General features: G+C 59.9%; 21 protein-coding genes. 12 read left to right on the top strand and 9 right to left on the bottom strand.

The genetic code is table 11. The annotated features are described in order from the left end of the window. Positions 1–150: 150 nt before the first annotated feature. The gene (locus tag ACGI6K_RS21730) at positions 151–735 is read right to left on the bottom strand and encodes a DNA-3-methyladenine glycosylase I (protein ID WP_376947332.1); all 585 of its coding nucleotides are present in this window, start codon (positions 733–735) and stop codon (positions 151–153) included. 471 nt (positions 736–1,206) lie between these two features. Here ACGI6K_RS21730 and ACGI6K_RS21725 point away from each other — a divergent pair, with 471 nt between their 5' ends. Continuing rightward, positions 1,207–2,517, top strand: coding sequence for a GGDEF domain-containing protein (locus ACGI6K_RS21725; RefSeq protein WP_376947334.1), 1,311 nt, complete (start codon positions 1,207–1,209; stop codon positions 2,515–2,517). Positions 2,518–2,781: 264 nt separating this feature from the next. Here ACGI6K_RS21725 and ACGI6K_RS21720 read toward each other — a convergent pair whose 3' ends face one another. The 3 genes from ACGI6K_RS21720 to ACGI6K_RS21710 form a co-directional block, all read right to left on the bottom strand. After that, a complete protein-coding gene (locus tag ACGI6K_RS21720; RefSeq protein WP_377968901.1) occupies positions 2,782–5,082 on the bottom strand; it encodes a TonB-dependent siderophore receptor in 2,301 nt (766 codons plus the stop codon). A gap of 272 nt (positions 5,083–5,354) precedes the next feature. Beyond that, a complete protein-coding gene (locus ACGI6K_RS21715) occupies positions 5,355–6,338 on the bottom strand; it encodes a FecR domain-containing protein (protein ID WP_376947338.1) in 984 nt (327 codons plus the stop codon). Between the two features lie 5 nt (positions 6,339–6,343). Then, positions 6,344–6,853, bottom strand: a complete 510-nt coding sequence (locus ACGI6K_RS21710) for a sigma-70 family RNA polymerase sigma factor (RefSeq protein ID WP_376947340.1) — start codon at positions 6,851–6,853, stop codon at positions 6,344–6,346. A gap of 147 nt (positions 6,854–7,000) precedes the next feature. On the opposite strand from ACGI6K_RS21710, the gene glyQ reads away from it, so the two are divergent. The 6 genes from glyQ to ACGI6K_RS21680 all read left to right on the top strand — a co-directional run bounded on the left by glyQ (position 7,001) and on the right by ACGI6K_RS21680 (position 13,578). Continuing rightward, entirely contained in the window at positions 7,001–7,948 is a 948-nt protein-coding gene (gene glyQ, locus ACGI6K_RS21705; protein ID WP_376947342.1) for a glycine--tRNA ligase subunit alpha, read from the top strand. Then, positions 7,945–10,002, top strand: coding sequence for a glycine--tRNA ligase subunit beta (gene glyS, locus ACGI6K_RS21700; RefSeq protein WP_376947344.1), 2,058 nt, complete (start codon positions 7,945–7,947; stop codon positions 10,000–10,002). Before glyQ ends, glyS begins: the two co-directional genes overlap by 4 nt. Positions 10,003–10,005: 3 nt before the next feature. Continuing rightward, a complete protein-coding gene (gene gmhB, locus ACGI6K_RS21695) occupies positions 10,006–10,548 on the top strand; it encodes a D-glycero-beta-D-manno-heptose 1,7-bisphosphate 7-phosphatase (RefSeq protein WP_376947346.1) in 543 nt (180 codons plus the stop codon). 6 nt (positions 10,549–10,554) lie between these two features. After that, the gene (locus ACGI6K_RS21690) at positions 10,555–11,316 is read left to right on the top strand and encodes a lysophospholipid acyltransferase family protein (RefSeq protein ID WP_376947348.1); all 762 of its coding nucleotides are present in this window, start codon (positions 10,555–10,557) and stop codon (positions 11,314–11,316) included. 237 nt (positions 11,317–11,553) lie between these two features. Next, a complete protein-coding gene (locus tag ACGI6K_RS21685) occupies positions 11,554–12,579 on the top strand; it encodes a hypothetical protein (protein ID WP_376947350.1) in 1,026 nt (341 codons plus the stop codon). Between the two features lie 117 nt (positions 12,580–12,696). Next, positions 12,697–13,578: a Dyp-type peroxidase gene (locus tag ACGI6K_RS21680; protein ID WP_376947352.1), complete on the top strand. Its 882-nt coding sequence runs from the start codon at positions 12,697–12,699 to the stop codon at positions 13,576–13,578. A 108-nt stretch (positions 13,579–13,686) separates the two neighbouring features. Here ACGI6K_RS21680 and ACGI6K_RS21675 read toward each other — a convergent pair whose 3' ends face one another. The 5 genes from ACGI6K_RS21675 to dnaA form a co-directional block, all read right to left on the bottom strand. Next, entirely contained in the window at positions 13,687–13,992 is a 306-nt protein-coding gene (locus ACGI6K_RS21675; RefSeq protein WP_376947354.1) for an antibiotic biosynthesis monooxygenase family protein, read from the bottom strand. A 247-nt stretch (positions 13,993–14,239) separates the two neighbouring features. Beyond that, positions 14,240–16,660: a DNA topoisomerase (ATP-hydrolyzing) subunit B gene (gene gyrB / locus ACGI6K_RS21670; RefSeq protein ID WP_376947356.1), complete on the bottom strand. Its 2,421-nt coding sequence runs from the start codon at positions 16,658–16,660 to the stop codon at positions 14,240–14,242. A 5-nt stretch (positions 16,661–16,665) separates the two neighbouring features. Further along, positions 16,666–17,763, bottom strand: a complete 1,098-nt coding sequence (gene recF, locus ACGI6K_RS21665; RefSeq protein WP_376947358.1) for a DNA replication/repair protein RecF — start codon at positions 17,761–17,763, stop codon at positions 16,666–16,668. An 18-nt stretch (positions 17,764–17,781) separates the two neighbouring features. Further along, positions 17,782–18,885, bottom strand: a complete 1,104-nt coding sequence (gene dnaN / locus ACGI6K_RS21660) for a DNA polymerase III subunit beta (RefSeq protein ID WP_376947360.1) — start codon at positions 18,883–18,885, stop codon at positions 17,782–17,784. 29 nt (positions 18,886–18,914) lie between these two features. Continuing rightward, positions 18,915–20,351 (bottom strand): chromosomal replication initiator protein DnaA, encoded by a 1,437-nt coding sequence (dnaA, locus tag ACGI6K_RS21655; RefSeq protein ID WP_376947362.1) that lies wholly within the window; start codon positions 20,349–20,351, stop codon positions 18,915–18,917. A gap of 197 nt (positions 20,352–20,548) precedes the next feature. Between dnaA and ACGI6K_RS21650 the strand changes: the two genes are divergently transcribed. The 5 genes from ACGI6K_RS21650 to yidC all read left to right on the top strand — a co-directional run bounded on the left by ACGI6K_RS21650 (position 20,549) and on the right by yidC (position 23,398). Next, positions 20,549–20,857 (top strand): hypothetical protein, encoded by a 309-nt coding sequence (locus ACGI6K_RS21650; RefSeq protein WP_376947364.1) that lies wholly within the window; start codon positions 20,549–20,551, stop codon positions 20,855–20,857. A gap of 85 nt (positions 20,858–20,942) precedes the next feature. After that, positions 20,943–21,077 carry a 50S ribosomal protein L34 gene (gene rpmH, locus ACGI6K_RS21645; RefSeq protein WP_003458028.1) on the top strand — a complete coding sequence of 45 codons (135 nt, stop codon included), beginning with the start codon at positions 20,943–20,945 and terminating at the stop codon, positions 21,075–21,077. Positions 21,078–21,091: 14 nt separating this feature from the next. Then, entirely contained in the window at positions 21,092–21,484 is a 393-nt protein-coding gene (gene rnpA / locus ACGI6K_RS21640; protein WP_376947367.1) for a ribonuclease P protein component, read from the top strand. Continuing rightward, the gene (yidD, locus tag ACGI6K_RS21635; RefSeq protein WP_012703669.1) at positions 21,477–21,722 is read left to right on the top strand and encodes a membrane protein insertion efficiency factor YidD; all 246 of its coding nucleotides are present in this window, start codon (positions 21,477–21,479) and stop codon (positions 21,720–21,722) included. The genes rnpA and yidD overlap by 8 nt, the downstream gene beginning before the upstream one ends. Before the next feature lie 2 nt (positions 21,723–21,724). Continuing rightward, on the top strand, positions 21,725–23,398 hold the full coding sequence (gene yidC, locus ACGI6K_RS21630) for a membrane protein insertase YidC (protein WP_376947370.1): 1,674 nt from the start codon (positions 21,725–21,727) through the stop codon (positions 23,396–23,398). Positions 23,399–23,462: the final 64 nt, after the last annotated feature.

The following is a 23,462-nucleotide window of genomic DNA, read 5'->3' as shown; positions in this document are numbered from 1 at the left end:
GAAAAGCGACAGCGGATTCCGACACTCCATATCCAGCCAAGAAGCACAGGAAAGCGATCGCCACCACATTCCCGGTGCTTCCGATGCAATCCAAGAAAGGCGGAGGGCTCTCCGACAGTGGGGGAACCAGCTCGTGACCGGAAGCGACATTCAGCGATCCGCTGCGGGTGCCTGCCCGGCCGACGAACCCGCCAGTTCCACATACCGGTCGCAGTCGAGGGTGTGGTCCATGACCATCCCGCATGCTTGCATAAAGGCGTAGCAGATGGTCGGCCCGACGAAGGCGAAGCCGGCCTTTTTCAGCGCCTTGCTCATCGCCTCGGCCTCGGGCGTCGTCGCCGGCACCTCGGCTGGCGTGCAAAAACGGTTGACTCGCGGCACGCCACCGACGAAGGACCATAACCAGCCGACCGGCTCCTCGAGCCGCAGCCAGGCTTGGGCGTTCTGCCGGGCCGCTTCGAGCTTGCGTCGATTGCGGATGATGCCGGGGTCCTGTAGGCGTTCCCCGATCTCCTCGTCGCTCATCCGCGCTAACCGCGCGACCTCGAAACCGAACAACACCTGGCGATAGCGTTCGCGCTTCTTCAGCACGGTGAACCAGGACAATCCGGCTTGGAATCCCTCCAGCAGCAGCAACTCGAACAGGCGCTGCGGATCGCGCAGAGGCACGCCCCATTCCTCGTCGTGGTAGGCGATGTAGAGCGGGTCATCGGTGCACCAGAAGCAGCGTGGCATGCATGGATTCTATCGTGGAATGTGGCGACCATCACGCACAAAGGGCACCTCTAAAAACGTAGGCGAGTCAGTCAGCGCAAGGCAAAAACAAGCGAAAAAGCGGAGTTTACGCGCTGTAAATGAGAATTTTGAGCCTGTTTTTAACGCAGCGATGACCACACAGGTAGTTTTTAGAGGTGCCCTAAAGCGATGGCGCCCGGTACATTGTACCGGCCCGGTCGAGGTGAGCGGTCGCCCGTATTCACGCACGCCTGAAATTGCCTAGATTGCCGCGTAGGGATATCGCATCCTGTGCGCCTTCGACTGTTCTGCGACACGCTTTTACGAATGCCGATATTTCATTCCTTGCCGTCCGCCCCGAATCAGCGCGGGTCCGCTTGCATGGGCCGCCCGGCATCAGCACACTCCGATACGGTAAGCCCGCTTGCTGGTTGACTGACAAAGCAATGGATCACGGGACTTCTTCGACAAATGTCTGGGCTTTTTCTCCTTCTGGCGCAAGCCGTCGTTTTTTTCGTCACCATGGCGGCAATCTTCTACAAACGGAAAACGATCGGCGTCGGCGTCTTCTTCTGCATCCTCGGCACAATGCACTTTCTGGAAACCTATCTGGCCGCCGTCTTCTTCGTCGAATTGCCGTTCGGGTTGATCTCCGCCGGCTCGACCGCTCTGTTTCCGGGCAAGTTGGCCCTGTGTCTGCTGCTCTACATCAAGGAAGATGCCGAAAGCATGCGTCAGCCCACGTATGGATTACTAGCCGGCAATTTGCTCATGATCGTGCTGGCGCTGATGCTGCGCCTCTACCAGCCGCTGGAAAACCTGCCCGCCAATGCTCCCGGCCTGGGTTTCGTCGATCAGATGGGCCTGCTCATGATCTGGGGCACCCTCCTGCTGTTCATCGATTTGCTGGCGCTCGTGGTCATTTACGAACGGCTGGGCAAGCTGGCGACCAACACCATTATGGGACGCATCTTCGTCAGCCTGGCTCTGGTGCTGACCTTCGATCAGGTTTTCTTCTTCGCTGGTCTGCACCTGCTTGCCGACGCGCCCGCCGCGGCCTTTTTTGGCGGATGGGTCGCCAAGGTCTGTGCGGCGGCGTTGTTCAGCGGCATGCTCACGTTGTATCTGTGCTACGTCGAAAAAAGCCCGCTGCCCACGCACGCGGTCGCCGACGTGTTCGACCGTCTGACCTACCGCCATCGCTACGAAAAACTGGTCAAGCAAGTCGGCCGAGACGCGCTGACCGGCCTGCAGGATCGGGGCCGGTTCGACACCAAGGGCCCGGCCATGCTGCAAACCGCATCGCGGTCGTCCATGCCGGCCAGCCTGATGATGATCGACATCGACCGTTTCAAGGAAATCAACGACCAGTACGGTCATCCCGTTGGCGACCGTGTTTTATGCAACGTCGCGACAATGCTTGCCAGCGTCAAGCGTGAGAGCGACGAGTTGTTCCGCTACGGCGGCGAGGAATTCTCGCTGCTGTGTCCCGACCTGCCGGCGGAATCGGCAATGGCGGCGGCCGAGCGAATCCGCGCCGCGGTATCCAGCACGCAACACGCCGATCTGGACCAGCCGGTGACGATCAGCATCGGCGTGGCCAGCTTCCCCGCTCAGGCGCAGGATTTCGCAACGCTGCTGGCGCGCGCCGACGCCGCGCTCTACCAGGCCAAGGCGCTCGGACGCGACCGGGTTTGCCACGCTGACCTCCACCCCATCCAGACCAGTAAAGAGCGGCTGACGGCTGGACTGGCCGATCGGGGAACAACAGGGGCATGGTGAGACTCGGACATATCGACGACAGGGGCGATCACCCACCGCTGGCACCGGTAGACAAGGCTGCGCCGTTGTCTACCCTACTTGCTTGATCGGTGGAAAGCAGGTTGCGGGTACACAGAGACTTTACCTGCCACTCCTGCCGACTTCATGAGAAATCCGGGCTAGCCTGGTCGTCACGCCGAGGGGGTTTCCCGAATACCAGGCCCCCTTAAAAACTATATTTTGCTGTAAACGTTAAATTTCGTGGTTCACCGTAGATAACGCTGGTTATACCCGTAATGCTTTGGTAGTATTTTTATCAAATAAATTGCTAATATTTATTCGAGCATCCAAGTCTTCAGTTAGCTTATAATTAATCATCAAATCAGCTATGGTATAGGCTTTTTGTTTCACATAATAGTCAACTCCACCTGTAGTGCCTTTATTGTATATCTTACTTTGCCTATAGAGGCTGCCACCCACACGCCAACTACTTAAACCACCTGGCAATTGATAAGTTGTTGTCATTTTAAATAGCTGACGCGGCAAATCAGTATCAAACACTCTTCCTTCGTTTTCTTCATTGGCATCTTGTTTATATTTTGTTGAAACATAACTATAGCCAATTGCTAATTGCCAATTAGGCATAATAGCTCCATTTATTTCAGCATCGAATCCTCGAGTACGTACTTTTCCTGCAGCTTGGTAACACGTCGTGGCTGGATAAGTAGGGCAGTCATTTTGTTGGTCATTTATGGCTTGGGCACGATTTTCCTGATCAAGTTGAAATATTGCTAAACTAGTATTTAAAGCCCCATCAAAGTACTCACCCTTTAAACCAAGCTCATAATTTTTACCTTTAAGTGGAGAAATTATTTGACCACTTGTATCAAGGGAACTTTGAGGTTTAAAAATATCTGTATAACTTGCATATATAGAATGATTTTCATCTATATCATAAATTAATCCCGCATATCGAGTGTGCTCACGAGTGATTTTATATTTATTACTCGTATTACGGGAAAGAGTTTTGCTGTCGTAATGATACCAATCCATTCTATGGCCAATTATAAATTTCAATGAATCAGTTAAACTAAGCCTGGTTGCCAAATATATACCTTTTTGTCTTGTATTCTCCCTAAAAACATAACTACTCATATTAAAATTTGGTTTTGCCACTCTATCTGGGTTTGTATTATAAATATCTATATTAGTAGCAACAGTACCTTGTCCACCAATAGCATCTCGACTTAGTGTACGGCTATTTCCACCAATGACAAGCTCATGCTCTCTTCCTAAAAATTGGAATGGGCCGTTTGCAAATACATCATAACTATATTGGTCATAGTCATACTTATAATGCCCAGCCACTTGGCTTAACCCTGTACCGTTACGTCTTATCGATGTTCCTAGATACTCCATATCCGTCCAAGATTTTGTACCAACCAAACGTAACTTCCAGCCATTATTAAAGCGATGCTCTAATTCGCTAAAAGCGATTTTTACTTCTTGATCCCAATATTCCCAGTTATATCCAAGATAAGTGGAGCGTGGTAAGTGTAAATTCTTTCCATTAGCAGCAGTCGGTAGACCACCCCACCCACTGTTATTGTTATCATTTTGATAAGATGCACCCAAAGTAAAAGTAGTATTATCTGTTAAGTCACCCTCAATTATTCCATAAAGTAAGCCTGTTTCATTTTCTACTACATCTTGAAAACTCTGGTTTTTTTGATAAGAAGCCACTGTTCGGCCTCTCAATGATCCACTTGAATTTAATGGCTCTGATATATCAAACTCTTCACGATATTCGTCCCATCTAGCTGTACTACCAGTAATATTAATTTTTTCTCCTATAGTTGGCCTTTTACGGACCAAATTAATTGCAGCTGAAGGGTTACCGGCTCCTTGAACTAGCCCTGTCGCACCACGAACGATTTCAATTCGATCATACATTGCAGTATTAGGAGAAGGAATATAGTCTCCACCACTTGTAGTTGGAAGCCCATCGTACATAATATTATCGACTTCAAACCCACGCGCATAGAAAGTTGGTCTTTCTGGGCCTGAGCGCTGAACAATAAGGCCAGGTGTTTCTTGAACAGCCTCTTCAAGACTATCTATATCTTGGTCATCCATCCGCTGGCGAGTAATTATAGTTACCGATTGAGGTGTTTCTCTAATTGACAAAGAAAGTTTGGTCGCAGTATTCATTGATCCAGTAGTATATGAGCCACTATCTTCAGTCGTTGCTCCCAGCTCATTGCTGGCGGCAACCGAAATGGCATCGAGGCTTACCGCGGATGAATTACCGCTCTGTTCAATCAGCAGATAACTACCATCTCCCTGGCGTGCCGCGCTGAATCCTGTTCCAGCAAGAATCCGTTCGAACCCTTGTTCCACACTATATCTGCCTCGCAGACCAGAACTGCGCTTGCTAGCGGTTCGGTCGGCATTGACAGAAATAGGGATGCCTGCCTGACGACCGAACTGTCCGAGCACCTGGTCCAGCGGACCGGCGGGAACGTCGAAGTCGACGACCTGGCCGGTTTGCACCGTTTCAGCGGCTTGTGCGGTGAGCGGAACCATCAAGCTTTCGGTAGCCCCAACGAGCAATAGCAGCCCGAGACCGGGGAGGGTGGCGCGGCGAATCGAATGTGCAAGCGGGTGCGTACGTAGGTTCATTGACAGATTTCCGTCCTGATAGCGGCCCTGGAATGCGTGGGCTTTCCCCTAGGCCACGCGAGGACGGAAAAACTGCCGGCTTTCTGCAAATATTTTTCAATTGCAGGATTTTCTCATCGTGCGAAAGGCACACAGCGGCACGAAACCCAGGAGGCGTGCCAGGAGAATTCGCGCGCTTAGACGCGCCCGGCGGGAACCACCGTGATCCAGTAGCGGGTACGGCGCTCGATGCGCACCGGCAGGCTGTTCTCCAGCATCGTCAGGATGCGTTTCTCATCGTCCAGCGGGAACGACCCGGACAGCCGCAATTCCGCACAGGCCGGATCGCAGCGCAGCAGCCCCGGCCAATAACGCGCGAGTTCGACGATGAAATCGCCCAGGCGCATGCGCCTGGCGATGAGAAAACCCTCGATCCAGGCGGTACCGCCATCGGCCAGCGGCTGCATGTCATGGATACCCGTCGTGTCGATACGGATCTGCCAGCCGGCCTCGACTACCCGGAGCATGCCGCCATCCGGGCGTTCCACGGCCACCCGTCCCTGGCTGACCCCCAACTGCGTACCCTGTCGACCATCGTCGCGGCGGACGCTGAAGCGCGTTCCCAGTGACCGCAAGCTCGCTTCTCCAGTCAGCACCAGAAGCGGTCGCCCGGCAGGATCGGTGCCGGTCAGGATGTCCACTTCGCCATGGCGCAGGCGCAGCAGTCGCTGTCGCGTATCGAAGCGCACGTCCAGCGCGCTGTCGGTGTTCAGCCAAAGTTCGGTGCCATCGGCGAGGCGATGCCGACGTCGCTCGCCGGTGGCGGTGGAGAGGTCGGCCAGCGCACCCTGCAGCCAGTGACTGTCGTGCCCGGCCCAGGCGAGCCCAGAGAGCAGGCCGGAGCCGACCAGGACCTTCAATGCCTGGCGCCGGTCCATAGTGCGGTAGCGAACCCGTTCGGCAGCCTCGCGCGCTGCCGGATCGCGTAGCTGCGCAGCGCGCTCGCGCAGGGTCACGGGAATCCCGGCCAGACGTTGCCAGGCCCGCTCGTGCTCGGCATCGGCACGGCGCCACTGCTCCAGACGCTGGCGGTTTTCGTCGTCCAGGCAACCGGACTGCGCCAGCGTGAACCAGGCGATGGCCTGATCGCGGATTTCCGGGTTGATGGGAGCATCGCGCATGGCGGTCACTCGAAGCGGTTGGCGTAGCAGGCGGCGAAAGCCTTGGCCATGGCTTTCTGGACCTGGTCCACACTCAGTTCCAGTTGGCTGGCAATCTGCGGGTAGGTCAGACCGTCCAGTTGGGAAAGCAGGAAAATCTGGCGAATACGGGGCGACAGCCCGTGCAGCAGTTCGTCGATCTCCACCAGCGTCTCGATCAGCGCCAGACGCTCTTCGGGAGACGGCTCCAGCATCTCCGGTCGCGCCGCCAGCGCCTCGGTATAGGCGCGCTCGACCGCTTGCCGACGCCAGCGGTTGACCAGCAGGCCGTTGGCGATGGTGGCGAGGTAGGCCAGCGGCTGGCGCAGTTCGCGGAGGGCGGTGCGGTTGCGCATGACACGCACGAAGGTGTCCTGGGCCAGGTCCTCGGCATCCGCCGCTTCGCCGAGCCGTCGCCGCAGCCAGTTCTGCAGCCAGCCGTGGTGGTCCAGGTACAGGCGTTCGAGATCCTGCTCGAAGGTGCGCTCGTGGCTCATAGCGGCTACTATTGATGATAACCGTTCTCAAGTTAGCGGATTTCACCAGCAACCTGCAATGCCTGAGCATGCGCCCTCTCTGGGTTCAGGGAAAGGCGATCGGGTATACTCCCACGCTTTACGTCGAAGCCCAGCACAGGTGACATCTTGAGCCAGACAACGCCTGCCGTGCGCACCTTCCAAGACCTAATTCTCGCCCTGCAGAACTACTGGGCCGAACAGGGTTGCGTGGTGTTGCAGCCCTACGATATGGAAGTGGGCGCCGGCACCTTCCACACTGCCACCTTTCTGCGCGCCATCGGCCCGGAAACCTGGAACGCCGCCTACGTGCAGCCCTCGCGCCGACCGGCCGACGGCCGCTATGGCGAAAACCCCAACCGTCTGCAGCACTACTACCAGTTCCAGGTAGTCCTGAAGCCCAACCCGGACGACATCCAGGACCTCTACCTGGAATCTTTGCGCCGCATCGGCATCGATACCCGCGTGCACGATGTGCGCTTCGTCGAGGACAACTGGGAGTCGCCGACTTTGGGCGCCTGGGGCCTGGGCTGGGAGGTTTGGCTGAACGGCATGGAAGTCACCCAGTTCACCTACTTCCAGCAGGTCGGCGGCGTCGAGTGCTATCCGGTCACCGGCGAGATCACCTACGGTCTGGAGCGCCTGGCCATGTATCTGCAGGGCGTCGATTCGGTCTACGACCTGGTGTGGACTGACGGCCCTTTCGGCAAGGTCACCTACGGCGACGTGTTCCACCAGAATGAAGTGGAACAGTCCACCTACAATTTCGAGCATGCCAACGTGGCCAAACTGTTCGAGCTGTTCGACTTCTACGAATCCGAGGCCAACCGACTGATCGAACTGGAGCTGCCGCTGCCGACTTACGAAATGGTCCTTAAAGCCTCGCACACTTTCAACTTGCTGGATGCCCGCCGCGCCATCTCGGTGACCGAGCGTCAGCGCTATATCCTACGTGTGCGTACCCTGGCCCGCGCCGTGGCGCAAAGCTACCTGCAGGCGCGTACCAAACTCGGCTTCCCCATGGCCCCCCCCGAACTGCGCGACGAAGTCCTGGCCAAGCTGGAGGCTGCAGAATGAGTGCACAAGATTTCCTGGTCGAACTGGGCAGCGAAGAGCTGCCGCCGAAAGCCTTGAAGAGCTTGGCCACCGCTTTCCTCGCCGGCATCGAGAAGGGGCTGGCCGCCGCCGGCCTCGAATATCGGGTCGCCCGTTTCTATGCCGCGCCGCGCCGCCTGGCGGTGCTCGTCGAACATCTGGTCGCCCAGCAGCCGGACCGTACCCTCAACCTGGACGGCCCGCCGGTCGCCGCCGCCTTCGACGCCGAAGGCAACCCGACCCAGGCCGCCCTGGGCTTCGCCCGCAAATGCGGTGTGGAGTTGCACGAGATCGACAGCAGCGGCGCCAAACTGCGTTACAGCCGGCATATCCCCGGCCAGCCGGCCAGCGCACTGCTGCCGGCGATCGTCCAGGCTTCCCTCGACGAACTGCCGATCCCCAAACGCATGCGCTGGGGCACGCGCAAGGAAGAGTTCGTCCGGCCTAGCCAGTGGCTGGTGATGCTGTTCGGCAACCAGGTGGTCGACTGCGAGATCCTTGCCCAGAAGGCCGGCCGTGAATCCATGGGCCACCGCTTCCATCACCCGGACGCGGTGCGCATCAGCCAGCCGTCCAACTACCTGGAAGACTTGCGCAGCGCCTACGTGCTGGCCGACTTCGCCGAGCGCCGCGAACTGATTGCCGGCCGCGTCGCCGACCTAGCCGCGCAGCAGCAAGGCAGCGCCGTCGTTCCCGAGGACCTGCTCGACGAGGTGACCGCGCTGGTCGAATGGCCGGTGCCGCTGGTCTGCTCCTTCGAGAAGCGCTTTCTCGCCGTGCCCCAGGAAGCGTTGATTTCCACCATGCAGGACAACCAGAAGTACTTCTGCCTGCTGGATGCGAACGGCAAGCTGCTGCCGCGCTTCATCACCGTAGCCAATATCGAGAGCAGGGACCCGGCACAGATCGTCGCCGGCAACGAGAAGGTGGTGCGCCCGCGCCTGACCGACGCCGAGTTCTTTTTCAACCAGGACAAGCGGCAGCCCTTGGAAAGCTTCAACCAGCGCCTGGCCAGCGTGGTCTTCCAGGCCCAGCTCGGCAGCGTGCTGGAAAAGGCCGAACGCGTCTCGCGGCTGGCCGGCTTCATCGCCGAGCGCATCGGCGGCGATCCGCAGCACGCCATCCGCGCCGGCCTGCTGTCGAAGGCCGACTTGGCCAGCGAGATGGTCGGCGAATTCCCCGAACTGCAGGGCATCGCCGGCTACCACTACGCGCTCAACGCCGGCGAGCCGGAAGACATCGCTCGCGCCCTCGACGAGCAGTACATGCCGCGCGGCGCCGGTGCCCAACTGCCGTCGACCCTGACCGGTGCCGCCGTGGCGATGGCCGACAAGCTCGACACCCTGGTCGGCATCTTCGGCATCGGCATGCCACCCACCGGCAGCAAGGACCCCTATGCCCTACGCCGTGCCGCCCTGGGCATCCTGCGCATCCTCATCGAGAAGCAACTAGACCTGAACCTGGAAGAGGCCAGCCACTTCGCGGTCGCCCAGTACGGCACCAGGGTCAAGGCCAGCGGCCTCACCGAGCAGATCGGCGAGTTCGTCTTCGACCGCCTGCGCGCGCGTTACGAGGACGAAGGCGTCGACGTCTCCAGCTACTTGGCGGTGCGCGCCTTGCAACCGGTCTCGGCCTACGACCTTGACCTGCGCGTGCAGGCAGTGCAGGCCTTCCGCCGCCTACCGGAAGCCGAAGCGCTGGCCGCGGTGAACAAGCGTGTCTCCAACCTGCTCAGCAAGTACGAGGGCAAGCTGCCGGCGGCCATCGAAGCCCGCTACTTCGACAGCGCCAGCGAATTTTCCCTGTACTCGGCGCTGCAGCAGGCCCAGCACGCGGTCCGCCCGCTGGCCGCCGAACGCCGCTATCGCGAGGCGCTGGAGCGTCTAGCCAGCCTACGCGACCCGGTGGACGCCTACTTCGAGGCAGTGCTGATCAATGCCGAGGACCCGGCGGTCCGCGCCAACCGCCACGCCATGCTGGCACAACTGCGTGGCCTGTTTCTCTGCGTCGCCGACATCTCCATACTGGGACAGTAAGCGATGAAGCTGATCGTGCTCGATCGCGACGGGGTAATCAACGAGGACTCCGATGCCTTCGTCAAATCCGCGGAAGAATGGATTCCCATCCCCGGCTCCATCGAGGCGATCGCCTACCTGAGCAAGGCCGGCTGGAAAGTGGCGGTCGCCACCAACCAGTCGGGCCTGGCCCGTGGCCTATTCGATATGACCGATCTCACCGATATGCACCTGAAGATGCAGCAGCTGGTGATGGAGCAGGGCGGGCAGATCGACCTGATCGTGCACTGTCCACACGGTCCGCAGGACGGCTGCAACTGCCGCAAGCCGCTGCCCGGCATGTTCCGCACCATCGCCGAGCATTTCCGACTCCCTGACCTGAAGGGCGTGCCGGCGGTCGGCGACAGCCACCGCGACCTACACGCCGGCCTGGTGCTCGGCGGCAAGCCGTACCTGGTGAAAACCGGCAAGGGCCAGCGTACCCTGCAAAACATCCTGCCGCCCGGCACCCAGGTGTTCGATGACCTGGCGTCCGTCGTCGATCATCTTCTCAAGGCCGATGGCTGAATCCCCATGCAATCCCTTCGCATTCCGATCTTCTATCTACTGCTGTCCCTCAGCACCGTCATCTGGTGCCTGATCAGCCTGCTGGTCGCGGTTTTCCTGCCGTTTCGCGCCCGCTACCGTTTCGTCGTGCAGACCTGGTGCCGCTGCGCCGTCTGGCTGGCCTGGCACATCATCGGTATTCGCTACGAACTGCATGGCGTGGAAAACATCCCGCAGCGACCCTGCGTGATCCTCGCCAAGCACCAGAGCACTTGGGAAACCTTCTTCCTCTCGGCCTACTTCGAACCCCTCAGCCAGGTGCTCAAGCGCGAACTGCTACGTATCCCGTTCTTCGGTTGGGCGATAGCCCTGCTCAAGCCGATCGCCATCGATCGCAGCAATCCCAAAGCGGCGCTCAAGCAACTGGCCGAGCAAGGTCGCAAGCGGCTGGAGCAGGGCGTCTGGGTGCTGATCTTCCCCGAAGGAACCCGCGTGCCAGTCGGAGAGATCGGCAAGTTTTCCCGCGGCGGTACTGCCCTCGCGGTGAACGCCGGCCTGCCGGTACTACCGATCGCCCACGACGCCGGCCGCTACTGGCCTAAGGATGGCTGGAGCAAAACTCCCGGTACCATCCGGGTGATCTTCGGTCCGCCTTTGCAGGCCGAGGCTGAAGGTCCGCGCGCCATCGCCGACCTCAACGAACGTGCCTTCGCCTGGGTTGAGCAGACCCAGCGTCAGCTCGGCGTCCTGAGCGATGACCCAGTGGTCGATGGAGCGGCCAAGGTTTAACATCCCGACATGCATTCCAGAAAAGCCGGCTCCGTCCCGGCTTTCGTGGGCCCAGTTCAGTGTCGACGGGCCATGTTCCACGTGGAACGCTTCATGCACGGCATGCCATCCCATAGATCCTCTCGCCAGACCAGACGTAGCCGGAACCCGCCCCATGGATTACACCGCCCAATGCCGTCGCCACAGCCTCCTCAACCGCCGAGCCGGAAGGGAGCCAGCGAGCGAGATACTCTCGTCATGACGGCCAATGGAACCGTTCCGCTGCAGGAAGCGGCGATCAAGGAAGGCACACTGTTCTTCCTGCCCTTGCCGCTGCTGTTGGAACTACTCAATCTGCCCCGGCAAAGCCAGGACAGTTCGCCAGAAACACTCGACGTTCCCGATTACTGGTCCTGCCATGCCCAGTGGCAGCGGCTGCTCGACGGCGGCCTGTTCGTCCACCCGGCCGCTCGCGACTATTGGCGACAGCGTCTGGAGGAGGAACGCCGGCTGGCCAACCAGATCCTGGCACGGCAGGATAGCGGTCTCGATCGGCTCCGCTGCCTGGCTCACAGCCCTCTGGCTACCGAACTCGGCTGCCCGTCGGCCGGCGAGCGCCTGCGTTGCCACCTGCGGGATATCGAAGAAACCGACGCACTGCTGGAGAACGAACTGCTGCTCGAAACGCGGCTCGCCGATACGTTCGCCCTGGCGCTGCGCCTGGCTGCCTGGCGGGTGGTCGATCTCAGCCTTGAATACTGGGAACTGTTGGCGGAAGGCGGCGAACAGCATGAAGTGCTGCTTGAGCGCTTCCTACCGAACATCGATGCCACGAACGGACAGTGGAACAACCCCGTAGAGGACTATCTGGCTCATCTCGCTGCCCTGGTCGACGATTGCCCGGAACAGCAGGACGACTACAGCAGCTTGGCCAGGCTCTGGGCAGGGGGGGAGGGCATGGATGTCCAGACCAGGGAGTACCAGCTCAACGCCTGGCGCCAGGGCCGTCGCCGGGCAGACGCACGCACGGTCGCCCGGCTGATGGACGCCGTGCTGGATCGGCTGCTCGACGGTGGGGCAGCGGGTGAGCTGTCCCTCAATCGCCAGTTGCTCTGCGAATCTTTTCATTTCGTCGAAAGCTGCGCTTACCTGCGGCAAACCTTGAGCCGACTCGGTATGGCGGAAACAATGATCGGCGAAATCTTTGCCGTCTATCGCAACGAATACTTGCGGGCGCGAGCCGTACTGGGCAGACCGCTGGCAGAGAAAGACAGCGAACACTGAAAGCCTCTTCGCTGCCTCGTGAAATCCCCCCATGACTTGCGACTCGTTTCATGAGCGGCAGGAATTCCGACACAATGACGCGCTCAGAAATTGCCACTCTTCCAGAAAGGAACTTTCATGACGCTTTCCCAGGCCGGCATCCTTGCCGCGATCCCCTCATTGGCATGCCACCTATTCTTCTCCCTCGAATCGGCAGAAGAGCTCCCGGCCGCCCTCGACCGGCTCTCCACCCTAGCCGACGGTAAGACGATCGTCGTCGGTTTCGGCGAGTCGCTGCTACGAGCACAAAGCCGCCATGTCGCCGGTCTGCGCGTGTTCCCGGTCCTGAACGGCAGCAGCGTGGACATCCCCTCGACCCAACACGCCCTGTGGTGCTGGCTGCGTGGCGAGGATCGCGGCGAGCTGCTGCAGCTCGGTCGCACACTAGTAGCTGCCCTGCACCCGGCCCTGCGCCTGGAGCAAAGCACCGATGCCTTCCGTTACCGGGAAGGCCATGACCTGACCGGCTACGAGGACGGTAGCGAAAATCCCGAGGGGGAAGAGGCCGTCGCCGCCGCTCTCGTCGGCGAAGGTCGCGAGGGTGAACGGGGTGGCAGCTTCGCCGCCGTACAACACTGGGTACACGACCTCGATCACTTCGATAGCCTGCCTTCGGAAGAACAGGACAATATCGTCGGCCGGCGCAAGAGCGACAACGAAGAGCTGGAAAACGCGCCGAAGTCCGCCCACGTCAAGCGTACCGCACAAGAAAGCTTCAGCCCCGAGGCCTTCGTCCTGCGTCGCTCGATGCCTTGGAGCAACGGCCGGCAAGCGGGCCTGTTGTTCCTCGCCTTCGGCCATAGCCTCGACGCCTTCGAAGCCCAGCTCAAGCGCATGGCCGGCCTGGACGACGGTATCGTCGACGCTCTGTTCCGCTTCAGCCGGCCGATCAGCGGCGGTTACTACTGGTGCCCACCGATACGAGAGGGACGACTGGACCTGCGCAAGGTGATGGAATAGGCAAGTTCCGACGGTCTCCGAAGGAACGAGATGGAGCCTGAAAGAGGAGAATGTCCGGCGCGGTGAACGACCCCGTCCACCGCGTCCGCAACAGCAGAGCGGAAGCGATTAAAGAACGGCTTCGAACAGCTCCAACTGCGGCGGCTCCAGGTAAAGCTCGCGTGGGCTGTTGCCAGCGTTGGCATGTGCCTTCCGGAAAGCCTCGGAATGCGTCCAATCCTCGAAGGCCTGAGCGGACTGCCACTCGGTGTAGGAACTGAACAGGGTGAATTCCTCGCCCTGCGCTCCCTGCAGCAGATGGAAACGAACGAAGCCGGGCACCTCGTGAAGATAGCTCTCACGTTCACGCCAATGGGCGACGAAGGCTTCTTCGCGTCCTCGGGCAATCTTGAAACGGTTCATAGCAAGGAACATGTCGTGGACTCCGTGTGGTCGACAAGCGGTCATTCTAGGCAAGAAACAACGCCTTTACAGAATCGAAAATCTTCGTCGCAAAGAGCCGTGCGACTCCTTCTCTGACAAGGACCGGCAGAGTAGGTTGCCTCCGCCTGGATTTCCACAGGCTTCCATCGCTATCCAGCGCAAACCCTTCTGGCAGACCTGGGTCCGTCAGAGAGTTCGCTTTGACGCTTGTGGATAATTTTCTTATCCACAGCTTTGATCACACATCCAGATTCGCCACCGCCAACGCGTTGTTCTCGATGAATTCGCGACGCGGTTCGACGGCATCGCCCATCAGGGTGTTGAAAATCTGGTCGGTGGCAATGGCATCCTCGATGGTAACCTTGAGCATGCGCCGCACGCTGGGGTCCATGGTGGTCTCCCACAACTGCTCAGGATTCATCTCGCCGAGCCCCTTGTAGCGCTGGATGCTGTGACGCTTGGTGGTTTCCGCCATCAGCCAGGCGAGCGCCTCCCTGAAACTTGACACCGGCTTGCGACGCTCACCGCGCCGCACGTAGGCGCCGTCCTCCAGTAAGCTGTTCAACTGCTCGCCGAGGGCGGTCACGGTGCGGTAGTCATTGCTGGCGAAGAAGTCACGGTTGAAGGTGACGTAGCTCGACAGGCCATGGGCGACCATCTCCACCTCGGGCAGCCACAGATGGCGTTCGCGATCCTCGCGCAGGCTGGCCCTGTAGGTCAGGCCGGATTTCTCGGCAGCCTTCAGATGGGCCTGGAATCGCTCCAGCCAAGCCTGCATGAGCGCCTGGTCGCCCAGTTGCTCGAGACCGACGCGCGGCAGGTAGACAAAATGCTCGGTGATATCCTGTGGATAGAGCCGCGACAGGCGAGCCAGGGTCTTCATAACCGTGCGGTAGTCGCTGACCAGCTTTTCCAACGCAGCTCCGGACAATCCGGGAGCGCTCTCGTTGACGTGCAGGCTCGCTTCTTCGAGGGCCGACTGGGTCATGTATTCCTCCATAGCCTCGTCGTCCTTGATGTACTGCTCCTGCTTGCCCTTCTTCACCTTATACAACGGCGGCTGTGCGATGTAGACGTAGCCGCGCTCGATCAGCTCGGGCATCTGGCGGAAAAAGAAGGTCAGCAGCAGGGTGCGGATGTGCGAGCCGTCGACGTCGGCGTCGGTCATGATGATGATGTTGTGGTAACGCAGCTTCTCGATGTTGTATTCCTCGCGACCGATCCCGCAGCCCAGCGCGGTAATCAGGGTGCCGACCTCGGCGGAGGAGAGCATCTTGTCGAAGCGCGCCTTCTCGACGTTGAGGATTTTGCCCTTGAGCGGCAGGATCGCCTGGGTACGGCGATTGCGGCCCTGCTTGGCCGAGCCGCCGGCGGAGTCACCCTCGACGATGTAGAGTTCGGAAAGGGCCGGATCCTTCTCCTGACAGTCAGCCAACTTGCCGGGTAGGCCGGCGATATCCAGCGCGCCTTTGCGACGGGTCATCTCGCGAGCCTTTCGCGCCGCCTCGCGGGCGCGGGCGGCATCGATCATCTTGCCGACTACTGCCCTGGCCTCGTTGGGGTTCTCCAGCAGGAAGTCACCGAAACACTTGCCCATTTCCTGTTCGACAGCGGTCTTCACTTCGCTGGAGACCAGCTTGTCCTTAGTCTGCGAACTGAACTTGGGGTCCGGCACCTTGACCGAGATAATTGCGGTCAGCCCCTCGCGGGCATCGTCGCCCGTGGTTGTCACCTTGTGCTTCTTGGCCAGGCCTTCCTGCTCGATGTAGGCGTTCAGATTACGCGTCAGCGCCGAGCGGAAACCGGCCAGATGGGTGCCACCGTCACGCTGCGGAATGTTGTTGGTAAAGCAGAGGATGTTCTCGTTGAAACCGTCGTTCCATTGCAGGGCGACCTCCACACCGACGCCGTCCTCCTCGCGCTGCACATTGAAGTGGAACACTTGGCTGACCGCGTTCTTGTTGGTGTTCAGGTAATTGACGAAAGCCTTCAGGCCGCCTTCATACTTAAACAGCTCTTCCTTGCCGCTGCGCTCGTCCTTGAGGACGATGCCGACACCGGAGTTGAGGAAGGACAACTCGCGCAACCGCTTGGCAAGGACATCCCAACTGAAGTGGATGTTGTGGAAGGTCTCCGCGGAAGGCTTGAAATGGACCTGCGTACCGGTCCCATCGGTATCGCCGACCGTGGCCAGCGGCGCTTGCGGTACCCCGTGCACATAGGTCTGCTCCCATACCTTACCGTCGCGACGGATGGTCAGCACCAACTCCTCGGAAAGAGCGTTGACTACCGAAACCCCGACACCGTGCAGGCCACCGGAAACCTTGTAGCTGTTGTCGTCGAATTTGCCGCCGGCATGCAGCACGGTCATGATGACTTCGGCAGCGGAGATGCCTTCTTCCTTGTGCAGATCTACCGGAATGCCTCGACCATTGTCGCGTACGGTGATGGATTCGTCGGTGTGAATGGTGATGCTGATCTCGTTACAGTAACCGGCCAGTGCCTCGTCGATCGAGTTGTCGACCACCTCGAACACCATGTGGTGAAGACCGGTACCGTCGTCGGTATCGCCGATATACATACCGGGACGTTTGCGTACGGCATCCAGGCCCTTTAGGACTTTGATGCTGGAGGAGTCGTACGTCTGGTTTTCGCTCATTACCTTCACTCCCGATCGTGGGTCTGGGTGATACGGCCCTGTTCCACGTGGAACAGGGCAACTGGCGTATCCGTGCGCCAGCCTTCACGCAATGCTTCAAGGTCTACGCAGGTGATGAACACCTGGCAATGCAACTCTTCGAGCAGACGGCACAGCGCGCGCCGGTGCTGTTCATCCAATTCGGAGGGCAGGTCGTCGACCAGATAGATACACTCGCGTCTAGCGCGGTCGACGAGATGCCCCTGGGCGATCTTCAGCGCACAAACCACCAGCTTCTGCTGACCGCGCGACAGCAAGTCCGCAGCATTGTGCGCGGCCAGGCGCAGGCGCAGATCGGCCCGTTGCGGGCCGGCCTGGGTATGCCCCAGTTGCTGATCGCGCGGAAGGGAAGCAGCAAGAATCTCGCCGAGCGAGCGCTCCCGGTCCCAGCCGCGGTAGTAGCTCAGAGTCAGACCGTCCAGCTCCACCAGCTCATGCAGGACGCTCTCGAAGACCGGCTTCAGCACCTGAATGTAGCTGCGTCGATAACTGTCGATTTCCTCGCTCGCCAGGCACAGCTCTCGGTCCCAGGCGGCTTGCGAAACTGGGTCGATTCTACCATGGCGCAGCCAGGAGTTCCGCTGGCGCAGCGCCGTCTGTAGGCGATGCCAGGCCGGCAGGAAACGTTGTTCCACGTGGAACACACCCCAGTCGAGAAACTGGCGGCGTACCTTGGGCGCTCCCTCGAGCAGCCGAAAACTGTCCGGATTGATCAGTTGTAACGGCAGAGACTCGGCGAGCTGCGCGGCAGTGCGCACGTTTTGCCCATCGATACGAATCTGCAGTTCGCCCAGTCGGTTGCGGGCCACACCAAGATTGCGTACCCGACCGTCATTCCACAGCACCTGCCCGAATACCGTACAGGCCGGCTGTTCATGCTGGATCACCGGCGAAAGACGCTGACTGCGAAAGGAACGCGCCAAGCCGAGCAGGTGGATCGCCTCCAGCAAGCTAGTCTTGCCGCTGCCGTTCGGGCCGTAGAGTATGTTGATGCGCGGCGAGGGGTTCAGGGTCACCGGGTGCAAGTTGCGCACCGCAGTGACGGTCACACGGCGGAGAGACATCGAAGCGAGGTGGCAGGTTTACAGCCGCATCGGCATGACGACATAGGCGGAGTCGTCATTATCGGCTTCCTGCAGCAAGGCGCTGCTGTTGGAATCGGACAGGGTCAGGCACACCTGCTCGGCACTCATCACACCCAGCACGTCGAGCAGATAGCTGACATTGAAGCCGATCTCCAGAGCATCGCCGCTGTAGTCGACCGCCACTTCCTCTTCGGCTTCTTCCTGCTCCGGGTTGTTGGCCTGGATCTTCAGCAGACCACTGGCCAATTGCAGGCGGATACCGCGGTATTTCTCGTTAGAGAGGATCGCCGTGCGGCTGAAGGCTTCGCGCAGCAATTGGCGGTCGCCGAATACCTTCTTGTCGCCGCCGCGCGGGAGTACCCGTTCATAGTCTGGGAACTTGCCGTCGACCAACTTGGAGGTGAAGGTGAATTCGCCGGTGGTGGCACGGATATGGTGCTGGCCGAGGACGATGCTGACTTCGCCGTCCTGGTCGGTGAGCAGGCGCGCCAGTTCCAGAATACCCTTGCGCGGCACTATGACCTGATGGCGGTCGGCATGCTCGATGCCGGATTGCATGGAGCACAGCGCCAGGCGGTGCCCGTCGGTGGCGACCGCACGCAGCACACCGCCGTTCATTTCCAGCAGCATGCCGTTCAGATAGTAGCGCACGTCCTGCTGGGCCATGGCGAAACTGGTGCGTTCGATCAGCCGGCGCAGCTTGCTCTGGCCCAGAGAGAAGGTCAGCGAGCCCACACCTTCCTCGGTGGTGGGAAAGTCGCTGGCCGGCAAGGTCGACAGGCTGAAACGGCTACGTCCGGCCTTGATCAGCAGCTTCTGCTCGTCCAGACGGATATCGATCAGCGTATCGGTCGGCAAGCTCTTGCAGATATCCATCAGCTTGCGCGCCGGCACAGTGATCTCGCCGGGCTCGGCGTTCTCCTCCAGCGGCACGCGACCGACCAATTCGACTTCTAGGTCGGTACCGGTGAGCGACAACTGCTGCTTCTCGACGACCAGCAGCACGTTGGAAAGCACCGGTAGAGTCTGTCGGCGCTCGACGACGCCAGCGACCAGTTGCAGCGGTTTCAGCAGGGCTTCGCGTTGAATGGTGAAATGCATGGTCCAGTCCCCAATCGGTTGCGTCTGGCTCAGGTGGTCAGGGTACGCAACAGGTTCTTGTAGTCCTCGCGGATATCGGCGTCGGTTTCGCGCAGCTCGGCGATCTTACGACAAGCATGGAGGACAGTAGTGTGATCGCGGCCGCCGAAGGAATCACCGATCTCCGGCAGGCTGTGGTTCGTCAATTCCTTGGACAACGCCATGGCGACCTGACGCGGACGAGCCACCGAACGCGAGCGACGCTTGGAAAGCAGATCGGCGATCTTGATCTTGTAATACTCGGCGACGGTGCGCTGGATATTGTCGATGCTGACCAGCTTGTCCTGCAGCGCCAACAGGTCCTTCAGCGACTCGCGGATCAGCTCGATGGTGATCGGGTGGTTGGTGAAATGCGAATGGGCGATGACCCGCTTCAGCGCGCCTTCCAGTTCGCGCACGTTGGAACGGATGCGCTGGGCGATGAAGAAGGCGGCGTCGTGGGGTAGCTCGACCTTGGTTTGCTCGGCCTTCTTCATCAAGATCGCTACCCTGGTTTCCAGTTCAGGTGGCTCCACGGCCACCGTCAGGCCCCAACCGAAACGCGACTTCAGACGCTCCTCGAGCCCTTCGATCTCTTTCGGATAGCGGTCGCTGGTGAGAATCACCTGCTGGCCGCCTTCGAGCAGGGCATTGAAGGTGTGGAAAAACTCCTCCTGCGAGCGCTCCTTCTTGGCGAAGAATTGGATGTCGTCGATTAGCAAGGCGTCCACGGAACGGTAGAAACGCTTGAACTCGTTGATCGCGTTGAGCTGTAGGGCCTTCACCATGTCAGCGACGAAGCGTTCCGAATGCAGGTAGACCACCTTGGCATTGGGGTTCTTCTTCAGCAGATGATTGCCCACCGCGTGCATCAGGTGGGTCTTGCCCAGACCGACCCCACCATAGAGGAACAGCGGGTTGTAACCATGCTTGGGGTTGTCCGCCACCTGCCAAGCCGCGGCGCGCGCCAATTGGTTAGACTTGCCCTCGACGAAATTCTCGAAGGTGAAAGCCCGGTTCAGGTAACTGGTGTGCTTCAGGCCCCCCTCGACCTGCACCGAACGCTCGGTGCGTACCGTTGCGGGCGCTACCGGCTGTGTATCCACAGTGCGTGCGGCCGATGCCTCTTCGACCGCCGCCGGTGCCGCCTGTACCACGGCTAGCGCCGGAGACGCCGGCTGCACCGCGCGCGGAGCGGAGCTGCGCTTGCTGCCAATCAGCAGGGAAACGGAAGGTGTGACGTCCTCGCTACGCTCGCCGAGCAGTTCGAGCAACCGGCCGAGATATTTCTCGTTGACCCAATCGAGAACGAAACGGTTGGGCGCATAGACGCGCAACTCGTCTCCATCGGCCTCCACCTGCAGAGGGCGAATCCAGGTATTGAATTGCTGGGCGGGCAGCTCGTCGCGCAGCAGCTCGACGCACTGCTGCCAAAGTTCCACGGACACCTATCTCCCCTCGCCGCCCGAACGGCTGGCAAAAAACAGTCTACCATTGTATCCGTCCGTAACAGGGTTATCCACATGGATCGGCAAGCGTCTCTGTAAAGCCGTGGCCGACGAGATCGGAAATAAACTCCGCATCTGCCAAGATGGCCTGTTGATAAGAATGCCTAAGCTCCGTATACAAGCTGACGGAAGAATCAGTGGATAAATCGCTTGTGAATAAATCATCTTTTCATACCCAGCTTATCCGCCGGCTCCGCACAGGTGAGCCACTTCCGATCGACAGGCTTGTCTTTCCCCGAAATATGGATATCACTTGGCTCCACATGAGTTTCCCACAGGCATGTCGTCGCTTAATCAATACAAGAAAAATCATCTTTTCAAAAATTCTTCATTTTGATTTATCTGTGGATATTTTTTCCACAGCACTCGGACTCAGCCAAAAGCCGGACAAAGATCCTCCTGCGCTCCCGACACTCCCTTCGACTACGCGGCTGGTTGGAAATTGACCTGTCCGACGGCTTTCTCTAGAATTGCCGATCTCTTTAAAACGGGGGCCACTTCCGGCCCGTTGTGACCACCAGGTAGAGCATCATGAAACGCACCTTCCAACCCAGCACCCTCAAGCGCGCTCGCACCCACGGTTTCCGCGCCCGTATGGCCACCAAGAACGGCCGCCAAGTCCTGTCGCGTCGTCGCGCCAAGGGCCGCAAGCGCCTGACCGTCTGATTCAGCCGGAACGGATGGTGAGTCGAGACTTCGGTCGGGAAAAGCGCCTGCTGATCCCCCGCCAGTTCAAGGCCGTCTTCGACTCCCCGACCGCCAAGGTTCCGGGCAAGCACGTCCTGCTCCTTGCGCGTCCCAATGCTCTGGACCATCCCCGCTTGGGGCTGGTGATCGGCAAGAAGAGCGTCAAGCTCTCCGTCGGGCGCAACCGACTGAAACGCCTGATACGCGAATCCTTCCGCGTGAACCAGGACAGCCTGGCCGGCTGGGATATCGTGGTGGTCGCACGCAAGGGTCTCGGAGAGCTGGAAAACACCGAAGTGACACAACAGTTCGGCAAGCTCTGGAAACGACTCGCCCGCAGCCGGCCACAGACCGCTGTCGAGGCGGCTGGAAGCCCCCATGCGTAAACTGGCCCTCGCAGCGATCCAGTTCTACCGCTACGCGATCAGCCCGCTGATGGCCAACCATTGCCGTTTCCATCCCAGTTGTTCTTGCTATGCGCACGAAGCCATCTCCACCCATGGCCTGCTGCGCGGCGGCTGGCTGAGCCTGCGTCGTCTCGGGCGTTGCCATCCCTGGAATCCGGGTGGCTACGACCCCGTTCCCCCGATCAAAACCTCCCGATCTTCTTCGATGGCCGAGTAATCATGGATATCAAACGCTCGATCCTGCTCGTCGCCCTGGCAGTCGTATCCTATCTGCTGGTTTTGCAGTGGAACCAGGATTATGGCCAGGCAGTATTACCGCCCCAGAACGCCGTCGCTCAAAGCGCTTCGCCGGCTCTTCCAGAGACCATACCCGGCGACTCTTCGACCAGTGTGGACGTTCCCACCGCCGGCAGCGGGAACCAGGTGCCGAATAGCGCGGCGAGCACCGCCGGCAGCGATCTGATCCGGGTCCGCACCGATGTACTGGAAGTGGCCATCGACCCGCGTGGCGGCGACATCGTGCAGCTCAAGCTGCCCAAATTCCCGCGTCGCCAGGATCATCCGGAGATTCCCTTCCAACTGTTCGACAACGGCAGCGAGCGCCTGTATCTGGCGCAGAGCGGCCTGACTGGCACCAATGGTCCGGATGCGCGCGCCGACGGGCGCCCGCTGTACGTCAGCGAGCAGCGCAGTTACCAACTGGCCGACGGGCAGGACAGCCTGGTGGTCGACCTGAAGTTCAGCGACGGCGGCGTCGATTATGTCAAGCGCTTCACCTTCAAGCGCGGCGCCTACGACCTCGAAGTTCGCCACCAGATCGCCAACCGCAGCGAGCAGCCTTGGAGCGGCAACCTGTTCGCCCAGCTCAAGCGCGACGCCAGCGCCGACCCATCCTCGACCACCGCAACCGGCACCGCCACCTATCTGGGAGCCGCGCTGTGGACCAGCGAAGAGCCGTACAGGAAGGTGTCCATGGGCGACATGGACAACAAGAATCTGCGCGAAACCGTGCAGGGCGGCTGGGTCGCCTGGCTGCAGCACTATTTCGTGACCGCCTGGGTACCGAACAAGGACGACACCAACCTGGTCGCCACCCGCAAGGATAGCCAGGGTAACTACATCATCGGCTTCACCGGCCCGACGCTGAACATCCCGGCCGGCGCCACTGGCGAAACCGTTACCCGTCTGTATGCGGGTCCCAAGGACCAGAATCAGCTCGAAGCCCTCTCGCCCGGCCTGGAACTGACCGTCGACTACGGCTTCCTGTGGTTCATCGCCCAGCCGATCTTCTGGCTGCTGGGACTCATCCATGGGCTGCTGGGCAACTGGGGCTGGTCGATCATCGTCCTGACCGTCATCATCAAACTGGCCTTCTTCCCGCTCTCGGCGGCCAGTTACCGCTCGATGGGCCGCATGCGCGCGGTCGCACCCAAGCTGCAGGCGCTCAAGGAGCAGCACGGCGAGGACCGCCAGAAGCTGTCCCAGGCGATGATGGAGCTGTACAAGAAAGAGAAGATCAACCCGCTCGGCGGCTGTCTGCCGATCCTGGTGCAGATGCCGGTGTTCCTCGCCCTCTACTGGGTGCTGCTGGAAAGCGTGGAAATGCGCCAGGCGCCCTGGCTGGGCTGGATCACCGACCTGTCGGTCAAGGATCCGTACTTCATCCTGCCGATCATTATGGGCGTGACCATGTTCTTCCAGCAGACGCTCAACCCGACCCCGCCGGACCCCATGCAGGCCAGGGTGATGAAGCTGATGCCGATCATCTTCACCTTCTTCTTCCTCTGGTTTCCGGCCGGTCTGGTGCTGTACTGGGTGGTCAACAACGTCCTCTCCATCGGCCAGCAGTGGTACATTACCCGGCAGATCGAGAAAGCCACGCAACCGGCCTGATCCCCGCCACCGCCTGAAACCCGGACGCCCCTTCAGTGGGGCGTCTTGCTATCCGGAGTCTGCC

This window comes from Azorhizophilus paspali (genome assembly GCF_043587585.2).
GTDB classification, from domain to species: domain Bacteria; phylum Pseudomonadota; class Gammaproteobacteria; order Pseudomonadales; family Pseudomonadaceae; genus Azotobacter; species Azotobacter paspali.
This window is presented reverse-complemented; position numbering and strand designations above follow the sequence as displayed.